Consider the following 19,513-nt stretch of genomic DNA (forward strand, 5'->3'; position numbering starts at 1 on the left):
CTGACCGCGGACAGCCCCTGAGCCCGCGCGCCCCGGCCTCCTGAGCCCCGGACGCCCGCTCCGCTCCCCGCCCCTCGAGCGGAACCCGGCGCGCCTCAGCCGCCCTGCGCCGACGTCATGCCCTGCACACGGCCCACGACCGACACCTTCTTGCCGCCCGCACCCGCACCCGCGCCGGTGCCCGTGGCCGGGTCGAGAGCCACTTCGCTGGAGACGAACTCCATCGTCAGCGACTGCTTGATCTCACCCCTGGTGAGCGCCCGCACCCCCTTGTTCGGGGTAGGCACCGAGGCGCCGGAGGCGGCCGTCTGCTTCTGGTAGTGGTGCGTGGCGAAGAACACCAGGGCCCCGCCGTCGGCCGTGCGCAGCGCCAGCGGGGCGTAGTCGCCGCCGGTCAGCGGCTCGTCGATGTACTGCGTGGCCAGCCCAGGACGCACCGCGTTCTTCGCGCGCAGCGCACGCCAGCCCGAGGTGTGCACCCCCGCGGCGAACGTGTCACCGCCGTCCTTCAGGTACGTCGCGTAGCCGCGGCTCAGTCCGCCCGGAGCGGCGGCCAGCCCGGCGGCGCCGGCGGGTACGGCCTCCGCCCAGCCGTCCTCGTCCTCGCGGAACTTCGGCACCTCTTCGGGAGCCACCAGCGTCAGGTACGCCACCTGCCACTTCTCGGTGAGCGCGTGCCGGGTGAAGACCAGCAGCCAGCGTGCGCCGCCGCCCTTGTTGGCCTTCGCGTCGGCGAGGAACCAGCGCGGCCAGCCGGCCTTCTTGGGGATCGTGAACTTCGGGTCCGTCAGCTTCAGCGGCGCGTGGGCGGTGTTGCCGCCCGGGCTGTTGATGTGGCCCGCCTTCAGCCGGGCCGCGTCGATCGCGCCGAACGCGCCGGTGACGTGACCGGCGTCCAGCGAACTGTCGTACGCCTTGTCGGCCTTGTTGTACGCGGCCGTGAACTGCGCCAGCGCCGTCGCGGCCTCGGCCCGGGTGGCCGAGGGGAGCACCTCGCGCTCCCCGTGCACCACCACGCACCCGCCGGCGGTCAGCGCCAGCGCGGTCACCGAGGCCGCCAGCGCGGCCGTGCGCTCAAGCCTGCGAAGCCTTCGAGGGCCGCGACCCCTGCTCATCAGCTACCGTCACCTTCCCCTTCCCGGAGGCGAACCCTACCGGGGCGAAGAACACGGTGAGCGTCGGGACCAGGTACAGCAGCCACACCGTGACCTGGAGGACGGTCGGGTCCGGCTGGAAGTTGAACACGCCCTTCAGGAGGGTGCCGTACCAGCTGTCCGGCGGGATGGTGCCGGAGACGTCGAAGGCCAGGTTCGTCAGCCCCGGCAGCCAGTCCGCCTCCTGGAGGTCGTGGAAGCCGTACGCGAGCACGCCCGCCGCGACCACGACCAGCATGGCGCCGGTCCAGGTGAAGAACTTGGCCAGGTTGATCTTCAGCGCGCCCCGGTAGAACAGCCAGCCGAGCAGGACCGCGCTGGCGATGCCGAGGGCCACGCCGATCAGCGGGCGCGGGGTGCCGTCGGAGGCGGCGTGCACGGACGCCCACACGAACAGCGCCGTCTCCAGACCCTCGCGGCCCACCGCCAGGAACGCGGTGGCGACCAGCGCGCCGGTGCCCATCGCGAGGGCCGCGTCCAGCTTTCCGTGCAGCTCGGACTTCAGGTGCCGGGCGGTGCGCCGCATCCAGAACACCATCCACGTCACCAGGCCGACCGCGATGACGGACAGCGAACCGCCCAGCGCCTCCTGCGCCTCGAACGTCAGCTCCTGCGAGCCGAACTCGAGGACGCAGCCGAAGCCCATCGCGATGGCGACCGCGATGCCGATGCCGGTCCAGATCGGCCGCAGCGCGTCCCTGCGGCCGGTCTTGACCAGATAGGCGATGAGGATGCACACGACGAGGCTGGCCTCCAGCCCCTCGCGCAGACCGATCAGATAGTTGGAGAACACGGACCTACGCCTCCTCGGACAGCAGTGTGCGGCCCCACCAGTCGTCCGCGTCGCGGACGCCGGGCGGGATCGCGAAGACCGCCGAACCCACGTGCTGGATGTATTCGTTGAGCGCGTCGTGCGCGGCCAGCCTGCGCTGGAGCGGGATGAACCCCGTGCGGGGGTCGCGCTGGTAGGCCAGGAAGAACAGGCCCGCGTCGAGGCGGCCCAGGCCGTCGGTGCCGTCGGTGAAGGAGTAGCCCCGGCGCAGGATCGTGATCCCGCCGTTGGCGTCGGGGTGCGCGAGCCGGACGTGCGCGCCGGGCTTCATCGCCTTCAGGAACGGCTCGTCGTGCTCCTTGGCCTTGCCGGCCGGCGCGCCCTCGCCCTTGTCCCGGCCGAAGACGTCCTCCTGCTCCTGCAGCGAGGTCCGGTCCCAGGTCTCGATGTTCATCCGGATGCGCCGGGCGACGAGGTACGAACCCCCGCTCATCCAGGCGTCCTGGGCGCCGCCGTCCCCGTCCCCGGCCCACACGAACTTCTCCAGCCGGTCCGTCTCGGTCCCGGCGATGTTGCGCGTGCCGTCCTTGAAACCGAAGAGGTTGCGCGGGGTCTGGGAGCCGGGGGTGGTCGAGGAGGTCTTGCCGAAGCCGAGCTGGGACCAGCGGATGGCGACCTTGCCGAAGCCGATGCGGGCCAGGTTGCGGATGGCGTGCACGGCGACCTGCGGGTCGTCCGCGCAGGCCTGGATGCACAGGTCGCCGCCGGTGCGGGTCCGGTCGAGGTTGTCGCCGGGGAACTTGGGCAGGTCGACGAGGGCCGCCGGGCGCTTGTGTGGCAGCGCGAACTTCTCGAACAGGGAGGGCCCGAAGCCGAGGGTGAGGGTGAGCCGGGAGGGCGGCAGACCGAGCGCCTCGCCGGTGTCGTCCGGGGGCGCCTCGGCGAGCCCGCCGTAGGCGCCCTCGCCGACCGCCTTGCCCGCGGTCATCCGGCGCGCGGCGGCCGTCCAGTCCTTCAGCAACTGGACGAACTCGGCGCGGTCGTCGGTCTTCACGTCGAACGCGGCGAAGTGCAGCCGGTCCTGGACGGGCGTGGCGATGCCCGCCTGGTGGGCGCCGTGGAACTCCACCGCGCCGGACTCGTCGGGGCCGGAGCCGTCCGCGCCGTCCCCGTTCTTCGCCAGCGCCACCGCGCCGCCGGCCGCGACGGCGCCGAGCGCGAGGCCGGCCCCGCCCCAGCCGATCAGCGCCCGCCGGGAGGGCGCGGTGCCCTGCGTCTGTTCCTCTGCCATGACCCCGGCCCCTACTTCTTCACCACGGCGGCGGCGAGCTTGGACAGCGGCTCGGCGAGCGCGTTCACCGCGTCCGACAGGTCCTTGCGGCCGTCCTTGCCGACCGTGTCGTAGGAGACGAAGTCGTACTGCGTCTTGTCCGAGCCCTTGGTGCGGTAGCTGTCGAGGAGGGTGTCCAGCGCGCCGAACTGTTTGTCGAGTTCCTTGGTGAGCGCCGGGTCGTTCTTCGCCGCGACCGGCTTGAGCAGGTCGTACGCCTTCTGCGCGCCCTCGACGTTGCCCTTGAAGTCGACCAGGTCGGTGTGGGCGTAACGGTCCTCCTCGCCGGTCACCTTGCCGGTGGCGACCTCGTCGAGGAGTTCCTTGGCGCCGTTGGCCATGGAGGTCGGGGTGATCTCGGCGGTGCCGACCCGCTTCTGCCAGTCCTTGAGGTCGCTGACGAGCCGGTCGGCGAGGGTCTTCTCCTCGGCGCCGATCTTCCCGTCCTTGAACAGCGACTTCTCCAGCCGGTGCCAGCCCGTCCACTGCTGGCCGTCCTCCAGGCCGTCCTCGCGCACGTCGACCTTGGGGTCGATGTCGCCGAAGGACTCGGCGACCGGCTCGGTGCGCTCCCAGCCCAGGCGCGAGGGGGCGTAGGCCTTCTTGGCGGCGGCCAGGTCCCCCGCCTTGACGGCCTTCACGAACGCCTCGACCCGGGGCAGGGTCTCGTCGGCCTGGTCCTGCGCGTACTGGCGGTAGTCGGCGACGGCCTTGTCCAGCCGGGGGTCGCGCGCGGCGGCGGCGCCCTTGCCGGTCACGGTGAGCTTCTGCCGTACGCCGTGGCCCTTCATGCCGGGACGGCAGGCGATCTCGTACGAGCCCGCCTTGACCTCGGCGGTCAGCGTGTACTTGGTGCCGGGGCCGATGTTCTCCTTCTCGGAGACGATCCGGTCGTCCGGGAAGACGATCTCCACCTCGGTCGCCCGGGACCCCTTGTTCTCTATCTTCAGCGTGACCTGGCCGGCCGGGACGCTCTTCGCGGACGTCTCGCACGTGGAGTCGGCCGCGGTCACCTGGATCGCGTCGCCGTCGGAGGCGTCGCTCTTGGCGGTGCAGGCCGTCACGGCGGTCAGAGCGGCCGCGGTGGCGGCGGCGGTGACGACGGAGAGTCGGACGGCTCGCATGCAGGCTCCAGGTGAGAACAGTTGGTGAGGCTGCCCTAACTTACCCGAGGCTTACCTCACCTCCACCCGTCCGGTCCGTGATTCAGCTCGCATCGGCCGCCCGGAAAGATCACAGGCACGGCTTGGTCTCGCCCCGGCAAAGGGAAGGTCACGCCAGGGCAAACCGCCGGTAACGCCGGTCCGGCGCCGGGCCCCCGGCCATGCTGGTGCTTCAATTCCCCGGTGACTGACTACGACGTGCTGCGCGTCTTCTGCGGCCCGCGCGGCGGCTACGGCAACGAACTGGGCGTGGTCCGCGACGGCGCCCTGCTCCCCGGCCGCGCCGACCGCCAGGCGTTCGCCGCCAAACTCGGCTTCAGCGAGACGGTGTTCGTCGACGACCCCGAGCGCGGCGTCATCGACATCTACACCCCCACCCTGCGCCTGCCCTTCGCCGGCCACCCCTGCGTCGGCACCGCCTGGCTGCTGGACGTACCGGAACTGGTCACCCCGGCAGGCCGGGTCGGCGCCCGCATGGACGGCGAGTTCACCTGGATCGAGGCCCGCCCCGAGTGGGCCCCGCCCCGCACCCTGCGCCAGTACGCCACCCCCGCCGAGGTCGACGACCTTCCCGTCCCGCCGCCCGGCGAGTGGATCTACGCCTGGTCCTGGGAGGACGAACCGGCCGGCCGCGTCCGCGCCCGCGCCTTCCCCGGCCGCGACGACGGCATCGACGAGGACGAGGCCACGGGCGCGGCGGCCCTCCTCCTGACGGCCCGCCTCGGCCGCGCCCTGAACATCACCCAGGGCTCCGGCTCCCAGATCCTGACGGCACCCCAGCCGGAGGGGTGGGTGGAGGTGGGGGGACGGGTGTCCCTGGAAGGGCAGGAACGCTGAGGGGCACGGGCGGCGCCTGACGACCCGACTGCATCGGCTGCCGCCGTCGCGCTGCGGGGCGGACGGGTCCGCGGGCGGACGTCAGATGTCGAGCAGGTCGGTCACGTATTCCCGAAGCTCGCCCGGCACTCCGGCGAGATCGACCTCACGCAGCTGCAGGTCCAGCGCCACCCCGCACGGCACGCCGGCGGCCGGTACGGCAGCCTTCCGGATGCCGGTCGCCTACTCTCCGGGCGGCCTGCGACAAGTGGGGGGATTACGGCAGCGTCAGGATGTCCGCGCCCGTCTCCGTGACGACCAGGGTGTGTTCGAACTGGGCCGTGCGCCTGCGGTCCTTGGTGACGACCGTCCAGCCGTCGTCCCAGACGTCGTACTCGATGGTGCCCAGCGTCAGCATCGGCTCGATGGTGAACGTCATGCCGGGCCGCATGACCGTGGTGGCGTGCGGGCTGTCGTAGTGCGGGACGATCAGGCCGGAGTGGAAGGACGTGCTGATGCCGTGGCCGGTGAAGTCGCGGACCACCCCGTAGCCGAAGCGCTTGGCGTAGGACTCGATGACCCGGCCGATGATGTTGAGCTGCCGGCCCGGCCTGACCGCCTTGATCGCCCGGTTCAGGGCCTCGCGGGTGCGCTCCACCAGCAGGCGGCTCTCCTCGTCGACGTCACCGACGAGGTACGTGGCGTTGTTGTCGCCGTGCACGCCGCCGATGTACGCCGTCACGTCCAGGTTGACGATGTCGCCGTCGCGCAGCACCGTCGAGTCGGGGATGCCGTGGCAGATCACCTCGTTGACCGACGTGCACAGCGACTTGGGGAAGCCGCGATAGCCCAGGGTGGACGGATAGGCGCCGTGGTCGCACATGTACGCGTGGGCCACCCGGTCCAGTTCGTCGGTGGTGACGCCCGGCGCGATGTGCTTCGCCGCCTCCTCCATCGCCTGCGCGGCGATCCGCCCGGCGACCCGCATCGCCTCGACGGTCTCCGGGGTCTGCACCTCCGGCCCGGTGTACGGCTTCGGCGCGGGCCTGCCGACGTACTCGGGGCGGCGAATGTTTCCGGGCACGGAACGGGCGGGGGACAGCTCCCCGGGGACGAGCAGCGACTGGCCAGACATGCCGGTGAGTCTATCGAGCGCCGATGGGGGAACATGTCGGTGGCGAGAGGAGCTGGTCATGGCCCTGTTCAAGAAGCGCACCGCGGGCAAGCCGGGCGAGTGGTTCTACTGCCTGGAGCACCAGAAGGTCGAGGAGGGGCCCGAGTGCCCGGCCAAGGACCGGTTCGGCCCGTACGCCTCCCGGCAGGAGGCGCAGCACGCGATGGACACCGCCCGCGAGCGCAACCTCCAGTGGGAGACCGACCCCCGCTGGCACGACGCGCCGGCCGGCGGCGAGGGGGAGGACGGCGGGCGGGGCCCGCAGAGCTGACCGGACGGCACCGGGGCGGGCCCCCGGCGGCACCGGTGGTGACGGCGGCGGGGCGCGCCTGGCGGGGGCGGTCGCTCAGGCCGGTGCCCGTACGGCGGCCGCGCGGTCCTCGCGCAGCCGCACCGCGTGCTCGTCGGTGCGCGCGTCGTACCTCATCAGCCCCGGCAGGCACAGCGCCAGCAGCCCCACCGCCCCCGCGCACAGCACCCCGCCGGACCACACGGACGCCCGTACGCCCCACCAGGCGGCGACCGAGCCGGAACGGACCTGGCCGAGCTGCGGTCCCACTGAGTACGACAGCAGTTCGATCCCGGCCAGCCGGCCGCGCAGCGCGTCCGGGATGGTCTGGTTCCACATGGCGCCCCGGAAGATCCCGCTCACCATGTCGCAGCCGCCCGCCACCGTGAGACACAGCAGCACCAGCCAGACGTCGCCGGCGAGGCCGGCGGCGGCCACGGAAAGCCCCCACAGCAGCGCCGCCAGCACCACCGTCCGGCCGTGCCGGTGCACGCGTGAGGTCCAGCCGCTGGTCACGCTGACCAGCAGCGACCCCAGCGGCACCGCCGCGTACATCAGGCCCAGCGACCAGCGGGCGTGCAGTTCGTCCGCGAGGAACGGCAGCACCGCCAGTGGCATCGCCAGGAACATCGCGGCCAGGTCGACCGCGTACGTCCCGAGCAGTTCCTTGCGGCCCCACGCGTAGCGGGCGCCCTCGGCGATCGCCCGCAGCGACGGCTTCGCGGCCTCGTGCGCGGCGGGCTGGGCGGCGATCCGGACCACGAGGACCACCGAGACGACGAAGGTCGCCAGGTCGGCCGCGTAGGCCGGGGCGAGGCCCGCGTACGCCACGATCACGCCCGCCACCGCCGGGCCCGCCACCCCGCCCACGGTCCAGCGCAGCGAGTTCAGTGCGGTCGCGGCGGGCAGATGGTCGTGGGCCACGATCCGCGGCCACAGGGAGTCCAGCGCGGGCCGCTGCACGGCGGTCAGCGCGGAGGACAGGGCGGCGACCGCGTACAGCGGCCACACCGCCGGGTGCGGCAGCAGCGCGTCGAACAGCAGTCCGGCGCTGAGCACGCCGAGTCCCGCCTCGGTCCACAGGATCAGCCGCCGCTTGTCCGCCGCGTCGGCGAGCGCCCCGCCGTAGAGCCCGAACACGATCAGGGGCACCAGTTCCACGGCCCCGATCGCGCCCACCGCGGCAGCGGACCCGGTCAGCTCCTTCATCTGCACGGGCAGCGCGACGAAGGTCAGGAACGTGCCGAAGTTGGAGACCAGCCCCGACACCCACAGCCTGCGGAAGTCCCGGGAGGCCCGCCAGGGCGTGAGATCGGGCAACAGCGCCCGGAGACCGGCGGGCGGGGCGGGGGCGTCGGTGACGGCGTCCACGGGGACGTCGGCGGGTGGTGCGAGGGGTGGCCCGGCGGGCGACGCGTCACAGGGCGGTGCGGGGGACGCCGCGGCGGGCGCGGCCGGGGAGGAGGCGGGGGAGGGCGCGGGGCCGTGGTCGGTCACGTCGGGTCATGCTCGGGCGGACGCCGGACGAGGGGCAACCGGTTTTCCGGCAGGCGTACGGGACCCGTGCCTGGCGCGCCGGCCGGCCCCTCACGAGGGGGGCGCTGCCCTCGCCTGCCTTCGCCTGCCCTGACGGACGCGCCGGCCGGCCACGTGCCGGATGTGTCACCCGGCTCCTGTCGGCGCCCGCATCAGCGTGCGGGTGGCGCCCCGTCTCCCGTCCCGATGCCGGTCGTCCCCTCGGCTCGGTCACCAGCGCGCGGGTGGTGGGGCCGTCAGGGTCTCCGCCAGGCTCGACAGGCGGTCCCGCCACCGGCCGCGTCCCCGGGGTCCGGGCAGCGGGTTCTCCCCGGTCGCCGCGCTGACCAGGTGCTGCACGGTGTCCAGGTCCAGCTCCGCGTCGTCCGGCACCGCCAGTGTCTCGTGGGCCATCGCCGCCAGCTCGCCCCCGCCCGTGCCCAGCGTCAGCACCGTCGCCCCGGCCCGCCGCGCCGCGTGCACCCGGGGCAGCAGCGGCCCGGGCTCCCCGGGCGCCACGACGAGCAGCGTCTCGCCGCGCCGGGCGGCCTCCAGCCGGCCGAGCCCGACCGCGAGGTGCGCCGGATCAGCGGGGCACGCGCCGTGCCGCACCAGGGTGGGGACCAGCTCGGGCGTGCCCGACCAGGCGGCCTCGTCCACCAGGTGCGCCGCCAGGTGCCACGGCTCGTGGTCCGGGGTGCCGACCAGCAGCAGCCCGCCCCCGTGCGACACCACCGAGCCGCGCAGCGCCCTCGCGAAACGCCAGGTGGCCTCCAGCCACTCGGTCCCGGCGAGCACCTCGCGCAGCAACGCGACCCGTACGGCGTCCATACGAGCGCATGGTGCCCCAAGCCACCGCGCGGGATGCGGAGTTCGGCCGGGATTCGCCCGCACCGGGGACACCGGCGCTGGGCGCGGTGACGCGGCTCACCTGAGCGGGTGGGGCCCCGGCCACGGACGTAGAGTCGGCCCATGACCTCTAGCGACAGTGCACAGAAGGCCCCCGCCAAGGACCCCTGGGACCTGCCCGACGTCTCCGGGCTGGTCGTCGGCGTGCTCGGCGGGACCGGCCCGCAGGGCAAGGGCCTGGCCTACCGGCTCGCCCGGGCCGGCCAGAAGGTGATCATCGGCTCCCGGGCCGCCGAGCGGGCGCGGGCCGCGGCGGAGGAGATCGGACACGGCGTCGAGGGCGCGGACAACGCCGACACCGCCCGCCGCAGCGACATCGTGATCGTCGCGGTGCCCTGGGAGGGCCACGGCAAGACCCTGGAGGCGCTGCGCGGGGAACTGGCCGGCAAGCTCGTCGTGGACTGCGTCAACCCGCTCGGCTTCGACAAGAAGGGCGCCTACGCGCTCAAGCCCGAGGAGGGCAGCGCCGCCGAGCAGGCCGCCGCACTGCTCCCGGACTCGCGGGTCACCGCCGCCTTCCACCACCTGTCGGCCGTCCTCCTGCAGGACCCGGAGATCGAGCGGATCGACACCGACGTGATGGTCCTCGGCGAGGAGCGCGCCGACGTGGAGACCGTCCAGGCGCTGGCCGGCCGTGTCCCCGGCATGCGCGGTATCTTCGCCGGCCGGCTGCGCAACGCGCACCAGGTGGAGTCGCTCGTCGCCAACCTGATCTCGGTCAACCGCCGCTACAAGGCGCACGCGGGTCTGCGGCTCACGGACGTCTGAGCCGTCCCCGCGCGCCCCGGCACGCCCCCGCACCGGTCCCGGGTACGGATGGGGGACACTGGTCGGCGAAGCAGTCCCGAGCAGTGTCCCCGTGTTCCCGACAGGAGCCCACCGTCATGCCCCGCCTCGCCCTCTACGCCCTGATCGTCTGCGTGCTCGCCGTGGCCGCGGCCGTCGTCTCCTTCGTGCAGGGCAGCTGGCTGGGGGTCGTGTGGATCCTGCTGGCGGGCCTGTCGTCCAACATGACCTGGTACTACGCGCGCCGGGGCCGGGCGGCCCGCGGCGGCTCCGTCACCGGCTGACCGACGGGCCCCCACCGGTCGGCCGGGCATCAGCGGACCGGCGGCAAGGCATCAGCAGTACCGGCCGACCGGGGGCGTACGCAGCACCGGCCGACGGGGGACGTACGCAGCACCGGGCGCCCGCGGCACCCACCCCCCGAAGTCGGCCGTCGCTCGCTGCCCCGCCGTCCGCCGTCCGACGTCCGCCGTCACCCACTGACCGAGCAGAAGTCGCTCGGGCCCTCCCAGAAGCGGTACAGGTCCTGGCCGCAGTACTGCTCCAGGTCCCCGACGCCGAGATGGCGCATGACCGCGTGGATCACGTCGAAGAACGCGCCGTTGACCGCCGGCACCCACAGCAGCGCGAAGACGAACAGCAGTCCGAACGGCGCGAAGGGCTCCACCTGCCGCTTCACCCCGTACGACAGCCACGGCTCGATCACGCCGTAGCCGTCCAGGCCCGGGACCGGCAGGAAGTTCAGGATCGCGGCCGTGACCTGGAGCAGCGCGAGGAAGGCGAGCGCGTAGCGGAAGGCGGCCGGCACGCCGTCCAGCGCGTGCAGCCAGAACGGGGCCGTGCACACCACGGCGAACAGCACGTTCGTCAGCGGGCCCGCCGCCGAGATCACGCTGTGCCGCCAGCGGCCCGGGATCCGGCCCCGCTCGATGAAGACCGCGCCGCCCGGCAGACCGAACCCGCCCATGATCACGAAGATCACCGGCAGCACGATGCTCAGGAGCGCGTGCGTGTACTTCAGCGGGTTCAGCGTGAGGTAGCCCTTCGCCCCGACCGTGATGTCCCCGCCGTGCAGCGCGGTGCGGGCGTGCGCGTACTCGTGCAGGCACAGGGAGACGATCCAGGCGGCCGTCACGAACAGGAACACCGCGACGCCGGGCCGCTCGGCGAACCCGGTCCAGGTGGCCCACCCGGTGACGGCGGTGACGGCCAGGATCCCCACGAAGACGGGACTGATCCGGCGGTCGCTGCGGCGGGCGGTGGCGGTGGTCATGGGCGGGGCGCTCCTGGGGCGGTGTGGGTGCCGCCGTGCTCGGCGGGTGGGATCGACCGTACCGGTGGTGCGGGGGAAACGTCCGGCGGAGAGCGGATCCCCGTCGCCGGCCAGGCCCTGGCGTTCGATTCCTCCCAGTCTGTACGGGTATGGGTCAGGCGCGCCCGGTCGCGGGGAAACCCGGGGCGGCGTTCCGGCGTTCCCGGGGACAATGGACCCCGTGCGCTACCGCATCCTCGGCACCACCCAGGCGTTCCGCCCCGACGGCACCCCCGTCCCGGTCGGCGGGGCGCGGCTGCGTGCCCTGCTGACCGTGCTCGCCCTGCGGCCCGGCCGGACGGTCACGGTGTCCGTGCTCGTCGACGAGGTGTGGCTGGACGAGCCGCCCGCAGACGCCCCGGCCGCGCTGCAGGCACTCGTCGGGCGGCTGCGGCGGGCGATCGGCGCGGACGCGGTGGCCTCCGCGGAGGGCGGGTACCGGCTCACCGCGGCGCCCGACGACATCGACCTGCACCGTTTCGAACGGCTGGCCGACGAGGGTCTGTCCGCGCTGGCCGACGGCGACCCGGCGAAGGCGGCCGTCGTCCTCGACGACGCCCTCGCCCTGTGGCACGGCCCGGCCCTCGCCGACCTGCCCGACCGCACCGCCGAGGCGGCCCGCTGGGAGACCCGCCGGCTGGACGCGCGCCGGGCGCGGCTCGCCGCCGCTCTCGCCCTCGGCGACGCCGAGCGCGCGCTGCCCGAGCTGACCGCCCTGTGCGACACCCACCCGCTGGACGAACCCCTCCAGGCCCTGCGGCTGCGCGCCCTGCACGAGGCGGGCCGCACGGCCCAGGCACTGGCCGCCTACGCGGACGTACGGCAGCTGCTGGCCGACCGGCTCGGCTCCGACCCCGGGCCCGAACTGCGCGCGCTGCACGAGCGGTTGCTGAACCCGGAGGAACCCGCCGGGAGCGGCCGGCGGTACGGCCCCCCGGCCCGCACCGCCCCTGCCGCAGCCGCCGTGCCCGCCGCGAGCACCGCCCCCGGCGCCCCCGCCGCATCCACCCCGTCGGCGCCGCCCGTCGCGTCCACGCCACGACCTCCCGAGTCCACGACGCCCGACGCATCCCCCGCGTCCACCGCCTCCGCCGTGCCCCCGAGCAACCTCCGCGCCCGGCTCACCTCCTTCGTGGGCCGCGAAACCGACATCGAGGCGCTCGGCGCGGACCTCGGCGCCGCCCGCCTGGTCACGCTGCTCGGGCCCGGCGGGGCCGGCAAGACCCGGCTGTCGCAGGAGACCGCCGAGGCCCTGCGGCCGGCCCCGCGCGACGGGGTGTGGCTGGCCGAACTGGCCCCCGTCGACGACCCGGCCGCCGTCCCCGAGGCCGTACTGACCGCGCTGGGTGCCCGCGAGACCGTGCTCTACGGCGCCGGCGCGGAGGAGATGCGGGCCGCCGTCGCCGACCGCCACGACGACCCGGTCGAACGGCTCGTCGAACATTGTTCCCGGCGCCGGATGCTCCTGCTCCTGGACAACTGCGAACACGTCGTCGACGCCGCCGCCCGCCTCGTCGCCGAACTCCTCGCCCGCTGCCCGGGCCTCACCGTCCTCGCCACCAGCCGCGAACCCCTGGGCGTGCCCGGCGAGGTGCTGCGGCCGGTGGACCCGCTGCCCGAGCCGGTCGCGCTGCGCCTGCTCGCCGAGCGCGGCGCGGCCGTACGCCCCGGGTTCCGCGTGGACGCCGACGAGGAGACCGCCGCCGCCTGCGCCGAGATCTGCCGCCGCCTGGACGGCCTGCCGCTGGCCATCGAACTCGCCGCGGCCCGGCTGCGGATGCTCACCCCCCGGCAGATCGCCGACCGGCTCGACGACCGCTTCCGGCTGCTCACCTCCGGCAGCCGCACCGTCCTTCCCCGCCAGCAGACCCTGCGCGCCGTCGTCGACTGGTCCTGGGACCTGCTGGACGCGGACGAGCGGGACGTGCTGAGCCGCCTGTCCCTCTTCGCCGGCGGCTGCGACCTCGCCGCCGCCGAGGCCGTGTGCGGGCCCGCCGCCTTCGACGCGCTCGGCTCCCTCGTCGACAAGTCGCTGGTGGTGGCCGCGCCCGCCGCCGACGGCGAGATGCGCTACCGGCTCCTGGAGACCGTCGCCGAGTACGCCGGTGAGCGGCTGGAGGAGGCCGGCGGGCGCGCGCCCGCCCGGCGCGCCCACCTCGTGCACTACCGCGAACTCGCCCGCACCACCGACCCGCTGCTGCGCGGCCCCTCCCAGCGCGCCGCCATCGCCCGCTTCGAGCTGGAGTACGAGAACCTGCGCACCGCCCTGCGGCACGCCGTCGCCGCCCGCGACGAGCAGGAGGCGCTGTGCCTGATCCACTCCCTGTGCCGGTACTGGCAGATGCGGGACGTGCGCATCGAGACCCGCAACTGGTGCGCCGAGGTGATGGAGTTCAGCCCCGACCCGTTCACCGAGCCGGTGCGCCGCGCCGGCCCCGTGTGGGAGCGGTGCACGGACGCCCCGCCGCCGATGTCCGACGACGTCCTCGCCGAGGCCCGCCGCGGCCTGCACCTCCTCCACCTCGCCTGCATGGACACCGAGATGGAGGCGTGGCAGACCCCCGAGGCGCAACAGAAGCTGCGCGTCATCGCCCAGGTCTACGAGCCCGGCCTGCCCCAGACCTGCCGCCACCCCGGCATGCTGTGGTTCCTCGCCGTGGTGCTGAGCGGCGACATGCCACGGCTGCGGGCCGTCCTCGACGCCTGCGTGGACACCTGCCGCAACGCCCCGGGATTCGACTGGGAACTGGCCGGCGCCCTGCAGATGCGGGCCAATCTGCTGGCCAACCGCAGCGACTGGACGGGTGACGCCGTCCGCGACGCCGACGAGTCGCTGGAGATCTTCCAGCGGCTCGGGGACGCCTGGGGCACCGCCGAGGCGCTCTCCGCACGCGGCGAGGCCCACGAACGCGCCGGGCACCACCGCAGGGCCGCGGCCGACTACGAGACGGCCGTGCGGCACGCCGACCGGCTCAGCGCCTGGGCGCAGGTGGCGGTGTTGCGGGCCCGGCTCGGCAGCTGCCTGATCGAGGTGGGCGACAGCGAGCGGGGCGAGCGCCTGCTGCGCGAGGTGATCGAGGGGAAGCAGGGAGCCTTGAACGAGGCGATGCCCGCCGCCCGGCTCTTCCTGGCGGGCTGGCTCGGCATGACCGGCCGCCTGTCCGAGGCGCGCGAGCAACTGCGGGAGCTGCGCGGGGAGTTCGGTATCTCGCATTTCGTCCTGTTCGACGCCTTCATCCTCGGCGCCGAGGCCTGGCTCGACGCCGTCGACGGGCAGGCGGAGGAGGCCCTGGCCAAGGTGCGCCAGGCGCTGCGGCACGCCGACGACCCGCTGTCCCGGGCCATCGCGCCGCACATGCGCTCGGCGTACCTGACCACCGGTGCGATGGCCCTGGCCGGGCTGGACGGCGGCGGCCGGGTCCGCGACGCCGCCCGCTGCCTGGCCGTCGCCGACGCCCTGCTGCCGGCCGGTCACCCGTCCTCCGGCCTGGAGCGCCACGTCCGCGACCTGGTCGTGGAGCGGATCAGGAGCGTCCTCGGCGAGGCGGAGTTCGCGGTGGTGTACGCCGAGGGCGGCGGCCTGACCCCGGAGGAGGCCGCCGCCCTGGTCTGAGACCCCGTTCCCGGGTCGCGGTGCGGACGCTCAGGTCTTGGTGCGGAACTTGTGGATGGCGAGCGGCGCGGCGACGGCGGTGATCGCGACGGACCAGGCCACCGTGATCCACAGGTCGTGCCCGACCGGTCCGCCCAGCATCAGGCCGCGGGCGGCGTCGGCGAGGGTGGAGAGCGGGTTGTAGTCGGTGAAGTGCTGGAGCCAGCCCGGCATCGACTGGGTCGGCGCGAAGATCGACGAGCCGAACTGGAGCGGGAAGAGCACCAGGAAGCCCATCGCCTGCACGGACTGCGCGTTCTTCAGCATCACGCCGAGGGTGAGGAACACCCACATGATCGACGAGGCGAACAGCGCCGACAGGCCCACGGTCGCGAACAGGCCGGGCCAGTTGCCGATGTGGAAGCCCACCAGCACGGCGACGATCATCAGCACGGCCGTGGCGAAGACCATCCGGAACAGCTCGACCGCGATCTTCGCGAACAGCACCGAGCCGCGGCCGATCGGCAGGGACCGGAAGCGGTCCATGACACCGCTGTTGAAGTCCTGGCTGAAGCCGGTGCCGACCCCCTGGGAGAGCGTCATGCTGTTCATCGCCAGCATGCCGGGGATGACGTACTGGACGTACTGCTTCTGCCCGCCGCCCAGCGCCTGCCCGATCGAGCCGCCGAAGACGTACACGAACAGCAGCGTGAAGACGATCGGCATCAGCAGCGCGTCGAACATGGACTCGGGGTCCTGGCGGATCCACAGCAGGTTGCGGCGGATCAGCGCGCCGGTGTGCCGCAGGTGCCCGCGCAGCGGGATACGGACGTCGGGGGCGGGGGCGGTGACGTCGAGAGCGGCGGCGCGAAGCGGCTCGTTCAGGGTGGTGGCGGGAGACGGGTGGGAGCTCATACGGCGACCTCCTCGCGGTCGTCGCTGGGGCGGGCGTCCTGCGGGGCACTGGCGCGGTGGCCGGTGAGGGACAGGAAGACCTCGTCCAGACTGGGGAGTTCGGTGGTGATGGAGCTGATGGTGATGCCGCGCGCGGTGACGGCGCCGACCACGGCGGTCAGCTGTTCGTCGCTGAGGACCGGTACCAGCAGGGAGCCGTTCTCGGAGTCGACGACGGTCGTCGCCAGTCCGGTGATGCCCAGCTCGTCGAGCATTCCGGCGAGCGGGCGCAGTTCCCCCGCGTCGGCCGGCTTCACCCGCAGGGTGCGTCCGCCCACCTTCGCCTTGAGTTCCTCGATGCCGCCGTTCGCGATGACCTTCCCGCGGTCCACGACGGTCAGCTCGGAGGCCAGTTGCTCGGCCTCCTCCATGTACTGGGTGGTCAGCAGGACGGTCACCCCGTCGCCGACCATCGCCTTGACCTCGTCCCACACCTCGTTGCGGGTGCGGGGGTCGAGGCCGGTCGTCGGCTCGTCCAGGAAGAGGACGGCGGGCCGGCCGATCATCGAGGCGGCGAGGTCGAGACGGCGCCGCATGCCGCCCGAGTACGTGCGCGCCGGGCGCCGGGCCGCCTCGGTGAGCGAGAACCGCTCCAGCAGCTCGTCGGCGCGGGCGCGGGCGTCCTTGCGGGACAGGTCGAGCAGCCGCCCGATCAGGTAGAGGTTCTCCCAGCCGGGCAGCTTCTCGTCGACGGAGGCGTACTGACCGGTGAGCCCGATCACCCGGCGCAGTTGCCGGGGCTGCCGTACGACGTCGTAGCCGGCCACGGTGGCCTGGCCCGCGTCGGGTGAGAGCAGGGTGGACAGGATCCGCACGAGGGTCGTCTTGCCGGCCCCGTTGGGCCCGAGCACACCCCTCACGGTGCCCTCGCGCACGTCGAGGTCCACACCGTCGAGCGCCTTGGTCTCGCCGTAGTGCTTGACCAGTCCCCGTACCGTCACGGCGTCGCCCGCGCCGCCGGGGTTCTTGTCGATTCGCGTCATGCCGAAGACGATCCCACCCGCCACCGACAAACCACCGACAGTCCACCGACGCCTGCGCCCGGCCCCGACAGGGCACCGACACGACGACGTGCTGCGACGGGCCCCGTGGGACCCCAGGGGCCGTGGCTTCCTTGCTCGTGTGGCTCCTGTGCGGGTGCCCAGGCGTGGCGGTGTCCGGCCGCAGTGGGCGCCCGGCCGTAGCGGGCGCCCGGCCGCAGTGGGCGCGCCCGGCCGTGCCACGGCCGGGGACCGCGCCCACGGGTTCCTCAGCGGTGCAGTGCCTCCGCCGGTTCCGGGACGTGGCCGGTGACGACCCGGGCGGGGTGCGCCGGTTCCGGACGCCGGCGGTCGACGGCGTAGGAGACGGCGGCCACGGCCAGGCCCAGCACGGCCAGGACGGCACCGGCGAGAGCCGGGGAGGTCGCGCCGAACCCGGCGGCCAGGGCGAGGCCGCCGATCCACGCGCCGCCCGCGTTGGCCAGGTTGAACGCGGCCTGGTTGGCCGAGGAGGCCAGGGACGGCGCCGCCGACGCCTTCTCCATGACCATGAGCTGGAGGGGCGAGCCGGTGACGAAGGCGGCCATGCCGAGCAGGGCCACCGCCAGGGCGGCGCTCCACTCGGCCCGCATCAGCAACGGGAAGAGGAACAGGACCACCGCCAGCGAGGCGAGACCGCCGAACAGGGTGCCCCGCAGGGAGTGGTCGGCCAGCCGCCCGCCGAGCAGGTTCCCGGCCGTCGCGCCGACGCCGAACAGCGCCAGCAGCAGCGTCACGCTGGTCTCGGCGTAACCGGCGGCGCCGGTGAGCATCGGGGTGATGTAGCTGTAGGCGGCGAACAGCGCGCCGAAACCGGCCACGGTGGTCAGCAGGGCCAGCCAGACCGGGAGCGAGCGCAGGGCGGCCAGTTCGCCGCGCAGGCCGGAGGCCGGGGCGGCGTGGGCGTGGTCGCCGGGGACGAGCAGGGCGAGGGCGGCGATGGCCGCCACGCCGATCGCGCTCACGCCGAGGAAGGTCGCCCGCCAGCCCAGGTGCTGGCCCATGAGCGTGGCGACCGGGACCCCGGCGACGTTGGCGACGGTGAGGCCGAGGAACATCAGCGACACCGAGCGGGCCTTGCGCTCGGGCGGCACCATGCCTGTCGCGACCACCGCGCCGACGCCGAAGAAGGCGCCGTGCGGCAGACCGCTCAGGAAACGGGCGGCCAGCAGCCAGCCGTGCCCGGGGGCGAGCGCGGAGAGCGCGTTGCCCACGACGAACAGGGCCATCAGGCCGATCAGGACGTACCGGCGGGACATCCGGGCGGTGAGCGCGGCCAGCAGCGGTGCGCCGATGACCACGCCCAGCGCGTACGCGGACACCAGGTGCCCGGCGGTGGGGATCGAGATGTGCAGGTCGTCCGCGACGTCGGGCAGCAGGCCCATCATCACGAACTCGGTCGTGCCGATGCCGAAGGCGCCCACGGCGAGGGCGAGCAGGGCCAGGGGCATGAGAGACCTTTCGGGGTGGGGTTCCGTACAGCGTGCGCGTTTTATGTTCAGCTGCGGAACAAAGTCTCTCGGGCCTGGTATTCCAGCGGGTTACGAGCCGGTTGCCGATGTGGTGACCTTCACACGCGCCGCGATCGGCAGGTGGTCGCTGCCCGTGCGCGGCAGCGTCCAGGAGCTTACCGGTTCCACACCCCTGACCATGATCTGGTCGATGCGGGCCATCGGGAACGACGCCGGCCAGCTGAACCCGAAGCCGCTGCCCGCCGCACCCTGCGTGGAACGCATCTGCGAGGTGACCGCGCCCAGCGAACGGTCGTTCATCGTGCCGTTGAGGTCACCGAGCAGCACCACCCGGGGCAGCTTCTCGTGCGCGATGGCCGCGCCCAGCGCGTTCGCGCTCTGGTCGCGCTGCTGGGCGGTGAACCCGGCGTTCATCTTCACCCGGACGGAGGGCATGTGGGCGACGTACACCGCGACCGCCCCCTCGGGCGTCGCCACCGTGGCGCGCATCGCCCGGGTCCAGCCGAGCCGGATGTTCACCGGCCGGACCGCGCTGAGCGGATACCTGCTCCACACGCCCACCGTGCCCTCCACGGCGTGGTACTTGTACGCCGACGCCAGCGCCCTCTCGTACACGGGCACCGCCGAGGCCTTCAGCTCCTCCAGCGCGAGCACGTCCGCGCCGGAGGCCGCGACCTTGCGGGCGGTGGCGGTCGGATCGGGGTTGTCGGCGTTGACGTTGTGCGTGGCCACCGTCAGGTCGCCGCCCGAGCCGGTCTTGCCGGTGACCAGGCCGCCGAAGAGGTTCAGCCAGACGGCGACGGGCAGCACCAGCGCGATCAGCGCGGTCGCCGACCTGCGCACCAGCGCCAGGACGAGCAGCACCGGGACGAGCAGCCCGAGCCAGGGCAGGAAGGTCTCGGTGAGACTGCCGAGGTTGCCGACGCGGTTGGGGATGTGCGAGTGCAGCAGCATCACCAGCGCCAGCAGCACCGCCAGCACGGCCGGCACGATGCCCCGCCGCCAGATCCGCCGGTCGCCGCGCCAGCCGCCGAAGAGCCGGTCCACCAGGCGCCGAATCCGGTTCTTCGCACGCTCGGGTCCCGAGCCGTCGTCGTCCGTCTCCGTCAAGAACGCCTGCTGCGCCATACCGTCGCCTCACTGCCTGCCGTGCACACCGTTCACCCCGTGGGCTACGACCCTAGGGGATGATCGGTTCCGATCCTGCCGTCCATGACGGCCGTACGGGCACGAGGACGAACGGGGCGGCGCGGGGA

17 protein-coding genes are annotated in these 19,513 nt (G+C 73.6%); 5 read left to right on the forward strand and 12 right to left on the reverse strand.

Annotated features, from left to right (window positions below; all coding sequences use genetic code 11):
- Nucleotides 1–95 precede the first annotated feature (95 nt).
- From ABZ719_RS01795 to efeO, 4 genes are read right to left on the reverse strand one after another with little or no spacing between them, the layout of a single operon-like run.
- Nucleotides 96–1,115 carry a hypothetical protein gene (locus ABZ719_RS01795; RefSeq protein ID WP_366723280.1) on the reverse strand — a complete coding sequence of 340 codons (1,020 nt, stop codon included), beginning with the start codon at nt 1,113–1,115 and terminating at the stop codon, nt 96–98.
- The gene (gene efeU, locus ABZ719_RS01800) at nt 1,075–1,947 is read right to left on the reverse strand and encodes an iron uptake transporter permease EfeU (RefSeq protein WP_037855717.1); all 873 of its coding nucleotides are present in this window, start codon (nt 1,945–1,947) and stop codon (nt 1,075–1,077) included. The genes ABZ719_RS01795 and efeU overlap by 41 nt, the downstream gene beginning before the upstream one ends.
- A 4-nt stretch (nt 1,948–1,951) precedes the next feature.
- A complete protein-coding gene (gene efeB, locus ABZ719_RS01805; RefSeq protein ID WP_366723281.1) occupies nt 1,952–3,217 on the reverse strand; it encodes an iron uptake transporter deferrochelatase/peroxidase subunit in 1,266 nt (421 codons plus the stop codon).
- Nucleotides 3,218–3,228: 11 nt separating this feature from the next.
- Nucleotides 3,229–4,380, reverse strand: coding sequence for an iron uptake system protein EfeO (gene efeO, locus ABZ719_RS01810; protein WP_366723282.1), 1,152 nt, complete (start codon nt 4,378–4,380; stop codon nt 3,229–3,231).
- Nucleotides 4,381–4,602: 222 nt separating this feature from the next.
- On the opposite strand from efeO, the gene ABZ719_RS01815 reads away from it, so the two are divergent.
- Nucleotides 4,603–5,256, forward strand: coding sequence for a PhzF family phenazine biosynthesis protein (locus tag ABZ719_RS01815; protein WP_366723283.1), 654 nt, complete (start codon nt 4,603–4,605; stop codon nt 5,254–5,256).
- 256 nt (nt 5,257–5,512) lie between these two features.
- Here the strand turns inward: ABZ719_RS01815 and map are convergent, their stop codons facing one another.
- Nucleotides 5,513–6,370: a type I methionyl aminopeptidase gene (map, locus tag ABZ719_RS01820; protein WP_366723284.1), complete on the reverse strand. Its 858-nt coding sequence runs from the start codon at nt 6,368–6,370 to the stop codon at nt 5,513–5,515.
- Nucleotides 6,371–6,428: 58 nt separating this feature from the next.
- Here map and ABZ719_RS01825 point away from each other — a divergent pair, with 58 nt between their 5' ends.
- A complete protein-coding gene (locus ABZ719_RS01825) occupies nt 6,429–6,680 on the forward strand; it encodes a hypothetical protein (RefSeq protein WP_366723285.1) in 252 nt (83 codons plus the stop codon).
- Between the two features lie 75 nt (nt 6,681–6,755).
- Here the strand turns inward: ABZ719_RS01825 and ABZ719_RS01830 are convergent, their stop codons facing one another.
- Together ABZ719_RS01830 and ABZ719_RS01835 are read right to left on the reverse strand one after the other, a co-directional pair.
- Nucleotides 6,756–8,069, reverse strand: a complete 1,314-nt coding sequence (locus ABZ719_RS01830) for an MFS transporter (RefSeq protein ID WP_366723496.1) — start codon at nt 8,067–8,069, stop codon at nt 6,756–6,758.
- A gap of 375 nt (nt 8,070–8,444) precedes the next feature.
- Nucleotides 8,445–9,044 carry a hypothetical protein gene (locus ABZ719_RS01835; protein ID WP_366723286.1) on the reverse strand — a complete coding sequence of 200 codons (600 nt, stop codon included), beginning with the start codon at nt 9,042–9,044 and terminating at the stop codon, nt 8,445–8,447.
- 141 nt (nt 9,045–9,185) lie between these two features.
- On the opposite strand from ABZ719_RS01835, the gene npdG reads away from it, so the two are divergent.
- Nucleotides 9,186–9,890 (forward strand): NADPH-dependent F420 reductase, encoded by a 705-nt coding sequence (gene npdG, locus ABZ719_RS01840; protein ID WP_366723287.1) that lies wholly within the window; start codon nt 9,186–9,188, stop codon nt 9,888–9,890.
- A gap of 116 nt (nt 9,891–10,006) precedes the next feature.
- A complete protein-coding gene (locus ABZ719_RS01845; RefSeq protein ID WP_037855740.1) occupies nt 10,007–10,192 on the forward strand; it encodes a hypothetical protein in 186 nt (61 codons plus the stop codon).
- 188 nt (nt 10,193–10,380) lie between these two features.
- Here ABZ719_RS01845 and ABZ719_RS01850 read toward each other — a convergent pair whose 3' ends face one another.
- Nucleotides 10,381–11,181, reverse strand: a complete 801-nt coding sequence (locus tag ABZ719_RS01850; protein ID WP_366723288.1) for a site-2 protease family protein — start codon at nt 11,179–11,181, stop codon at nt 10,381–10,383.
- Nucleotides 11,182–11,392: 211 nt separating this feature from the next.
- On the opposite strand from ABZ719_RS01850, the gene ABZ719_RS01855 reads away from it, so the two are divergent.
- Nucleotides 11,393–14,833, forward strand: coding sequence for a BTAD domain-containing putative transcriptional regulator (locus tag ABZ719_RS01855; protein ID WP_366723289.1), 3,441 nt, complete (start codon nt 11,393–11,395; stop codon nt 14,831–14,833).
- Nucleotides 14,834–14,863: 30 nt separating this feature from the next.
- Here ABZ719_RS01855 and ABZ719_RS01860 read toward each other — a convergent pair whose 3' ends face one another.
- The 4 genes from ABZ719_RS01860 to ABZ719_RS01875 form a co-directional block, all read right to left on the reverse strand.
- Complete coding sequence (locus tag ABZ719_RS01860) at nt 14,864–15,727, reverse strand: ABC transporter permease (RefSeq protein WP_366723290.1); 864 nt, start codon at nt 15,725–15,727, stop codon at nt 14,864–14,866.
- Nucleotides 15,724–16,749, reverse strand: coding sequence for an ATP-binding cassette domain-containing protein (locus ABZ719_RS01865; RefSeq protein ID WP_366723291.1), 1,026 nt, complete (start codon nt 16,747–16,749; stop codon nt 15,724–15,726). Before ABZ719_RS01865 ends, ABZ719_RS01860 begins: the two co-directional genes overlap by 4 nt.
- A 266-nt stretch (nt 16,750–17,015) precedes the next feature.
- The gene (locus ABZ719_RS01870) at nt 17,016–18,236 is read right to left on the reverse strand and encodes an MFS transporter (protein ID WP_366723292.1); all 1,221 of its coding nucleotides are present in this window, start codon (nt 18,234–18,236) and stop codon (nt 17,016–17,018) included.
- A gap of 90 nt (nt 18,237–18,326) precedes the next feature.
- Nucleotides 18,327–19,385, reverse strand: coding sequence for an endonuclease/exonuclease/phosphatase family protein (locus ABZ719_RS01875; RefSeq protein WP_366723293.1), 1,059 nt, complete (start codon nt 19,383–19,385; stop codon nt 18,327–18,329).
- Between the last annotated feature and the right edge of the window lie 128 nt (nt 19,386–19,513).

Origin of the sequence: Streptomyces sp. NPDC006743, assembly GCF_040703815.1 — a bacterium.
Classification (GTDB): Bacteria; Actinomycetota; Actinomycetes; order Streptomycetales; family Streptomycetaceae; genus Streptomyces.

Coding starts and splice junctions, on each gene's coding strand:
- ABZ719_RS01795 (WP_366723280.1), bottom strand. CDS start 1,115: ATGAGCAGGGGTCGCGGCCCTCGAAGGCTTCGCAGGCTTGAGCGCACG.
- efeB (WP_366723281.1), bottom strand. CDS start 3,217: ATGGCAGAGGAACAGACGCAGGGCACCGCGCCCTCCCGGCGGGCGCTG.
- efeO (WP_366723282.1), bottom strand. CDS start 4,380: ATGCGAGCCGTCCGACTCTCCGTCGTCACCGCCGCCGCCACCGCGGCC.
- map (WP_366723284.1), bottom strand. CDS start 6,370: ATGTCTGGCCAGTCGCTGCTCGTCCCCGGGGAGCTGTCCCCCGCCCGT.
- ABZ719_RS01825 (WP_366723285.1), top strand. CDS start 6,429: ATGGCCCTGTTCAAGAAGCGCACCGCGGGCAAGCCGGGCGAGTGGTTC.
- ABZ719_RS01835 (WP_366723286.1), bottom strand. CDS start 9,044: ATGGACGCCGTACGGGTCGCGTTGCTGCGCGAGGTGCTCGCCGGGACC.
- npdG (WP_366723287.1), top strand. CDS start 9,186: ATGACCTCTAGCGACAGTGCACAGAAGGCCCCCGCCAAGGACCCCTGG.
- ABZ719_RS01845 (WP_037855740.1), top strand. CDS start 10,007: ATGCCCCGCCTCGCCCTCTACGCCCTGATCGTCTGCGTGCTCGCCGTG.
- ABZ719_RS01850 (WP_366723288.1), bottom strand. CDS start 11,181: ATGACCACCGCCACCGCCCGCCGCAGCGACCGCCGGATCAGTCCCGTC.
- ABZ719_RS01855 (WP_366723289.1), top strand. CDS start 11,393: ATGGACCCCGTGCGCTACCGCATCCTCGGCACCACCCAGGCGTTCCGC.
- ABZ719_RS01860 (WP_366723290.1), bottom strand. CDS start 15,727: ATGAGCTCCCACCCGTCTCCCGCCACCACCCTGAACGAGCCGCTTCGC.
- ABZ719_RS01865 (WP_366723291.1), bottom strand. CDS start 16,749: ATGACGCGAATCGACAAGAACCCCGGCGGCGCGGGCGACGCCGTGACG.
- ABZ719_RS01870 (WP_366723292.1), bottom strand. CDS start 18,236: ATGCCCCTGGCCCTGCTCGCCCTCGCCGTGGGCGCCTTCGGCATCGGC.
- ABZ719_RS01875 (WP_366723293.1), bottom strand. CDS start 19,385: ATGGCGCAGCAGGCGTTCTTGACGGAGACGGACGACGACGGCTCGGGA.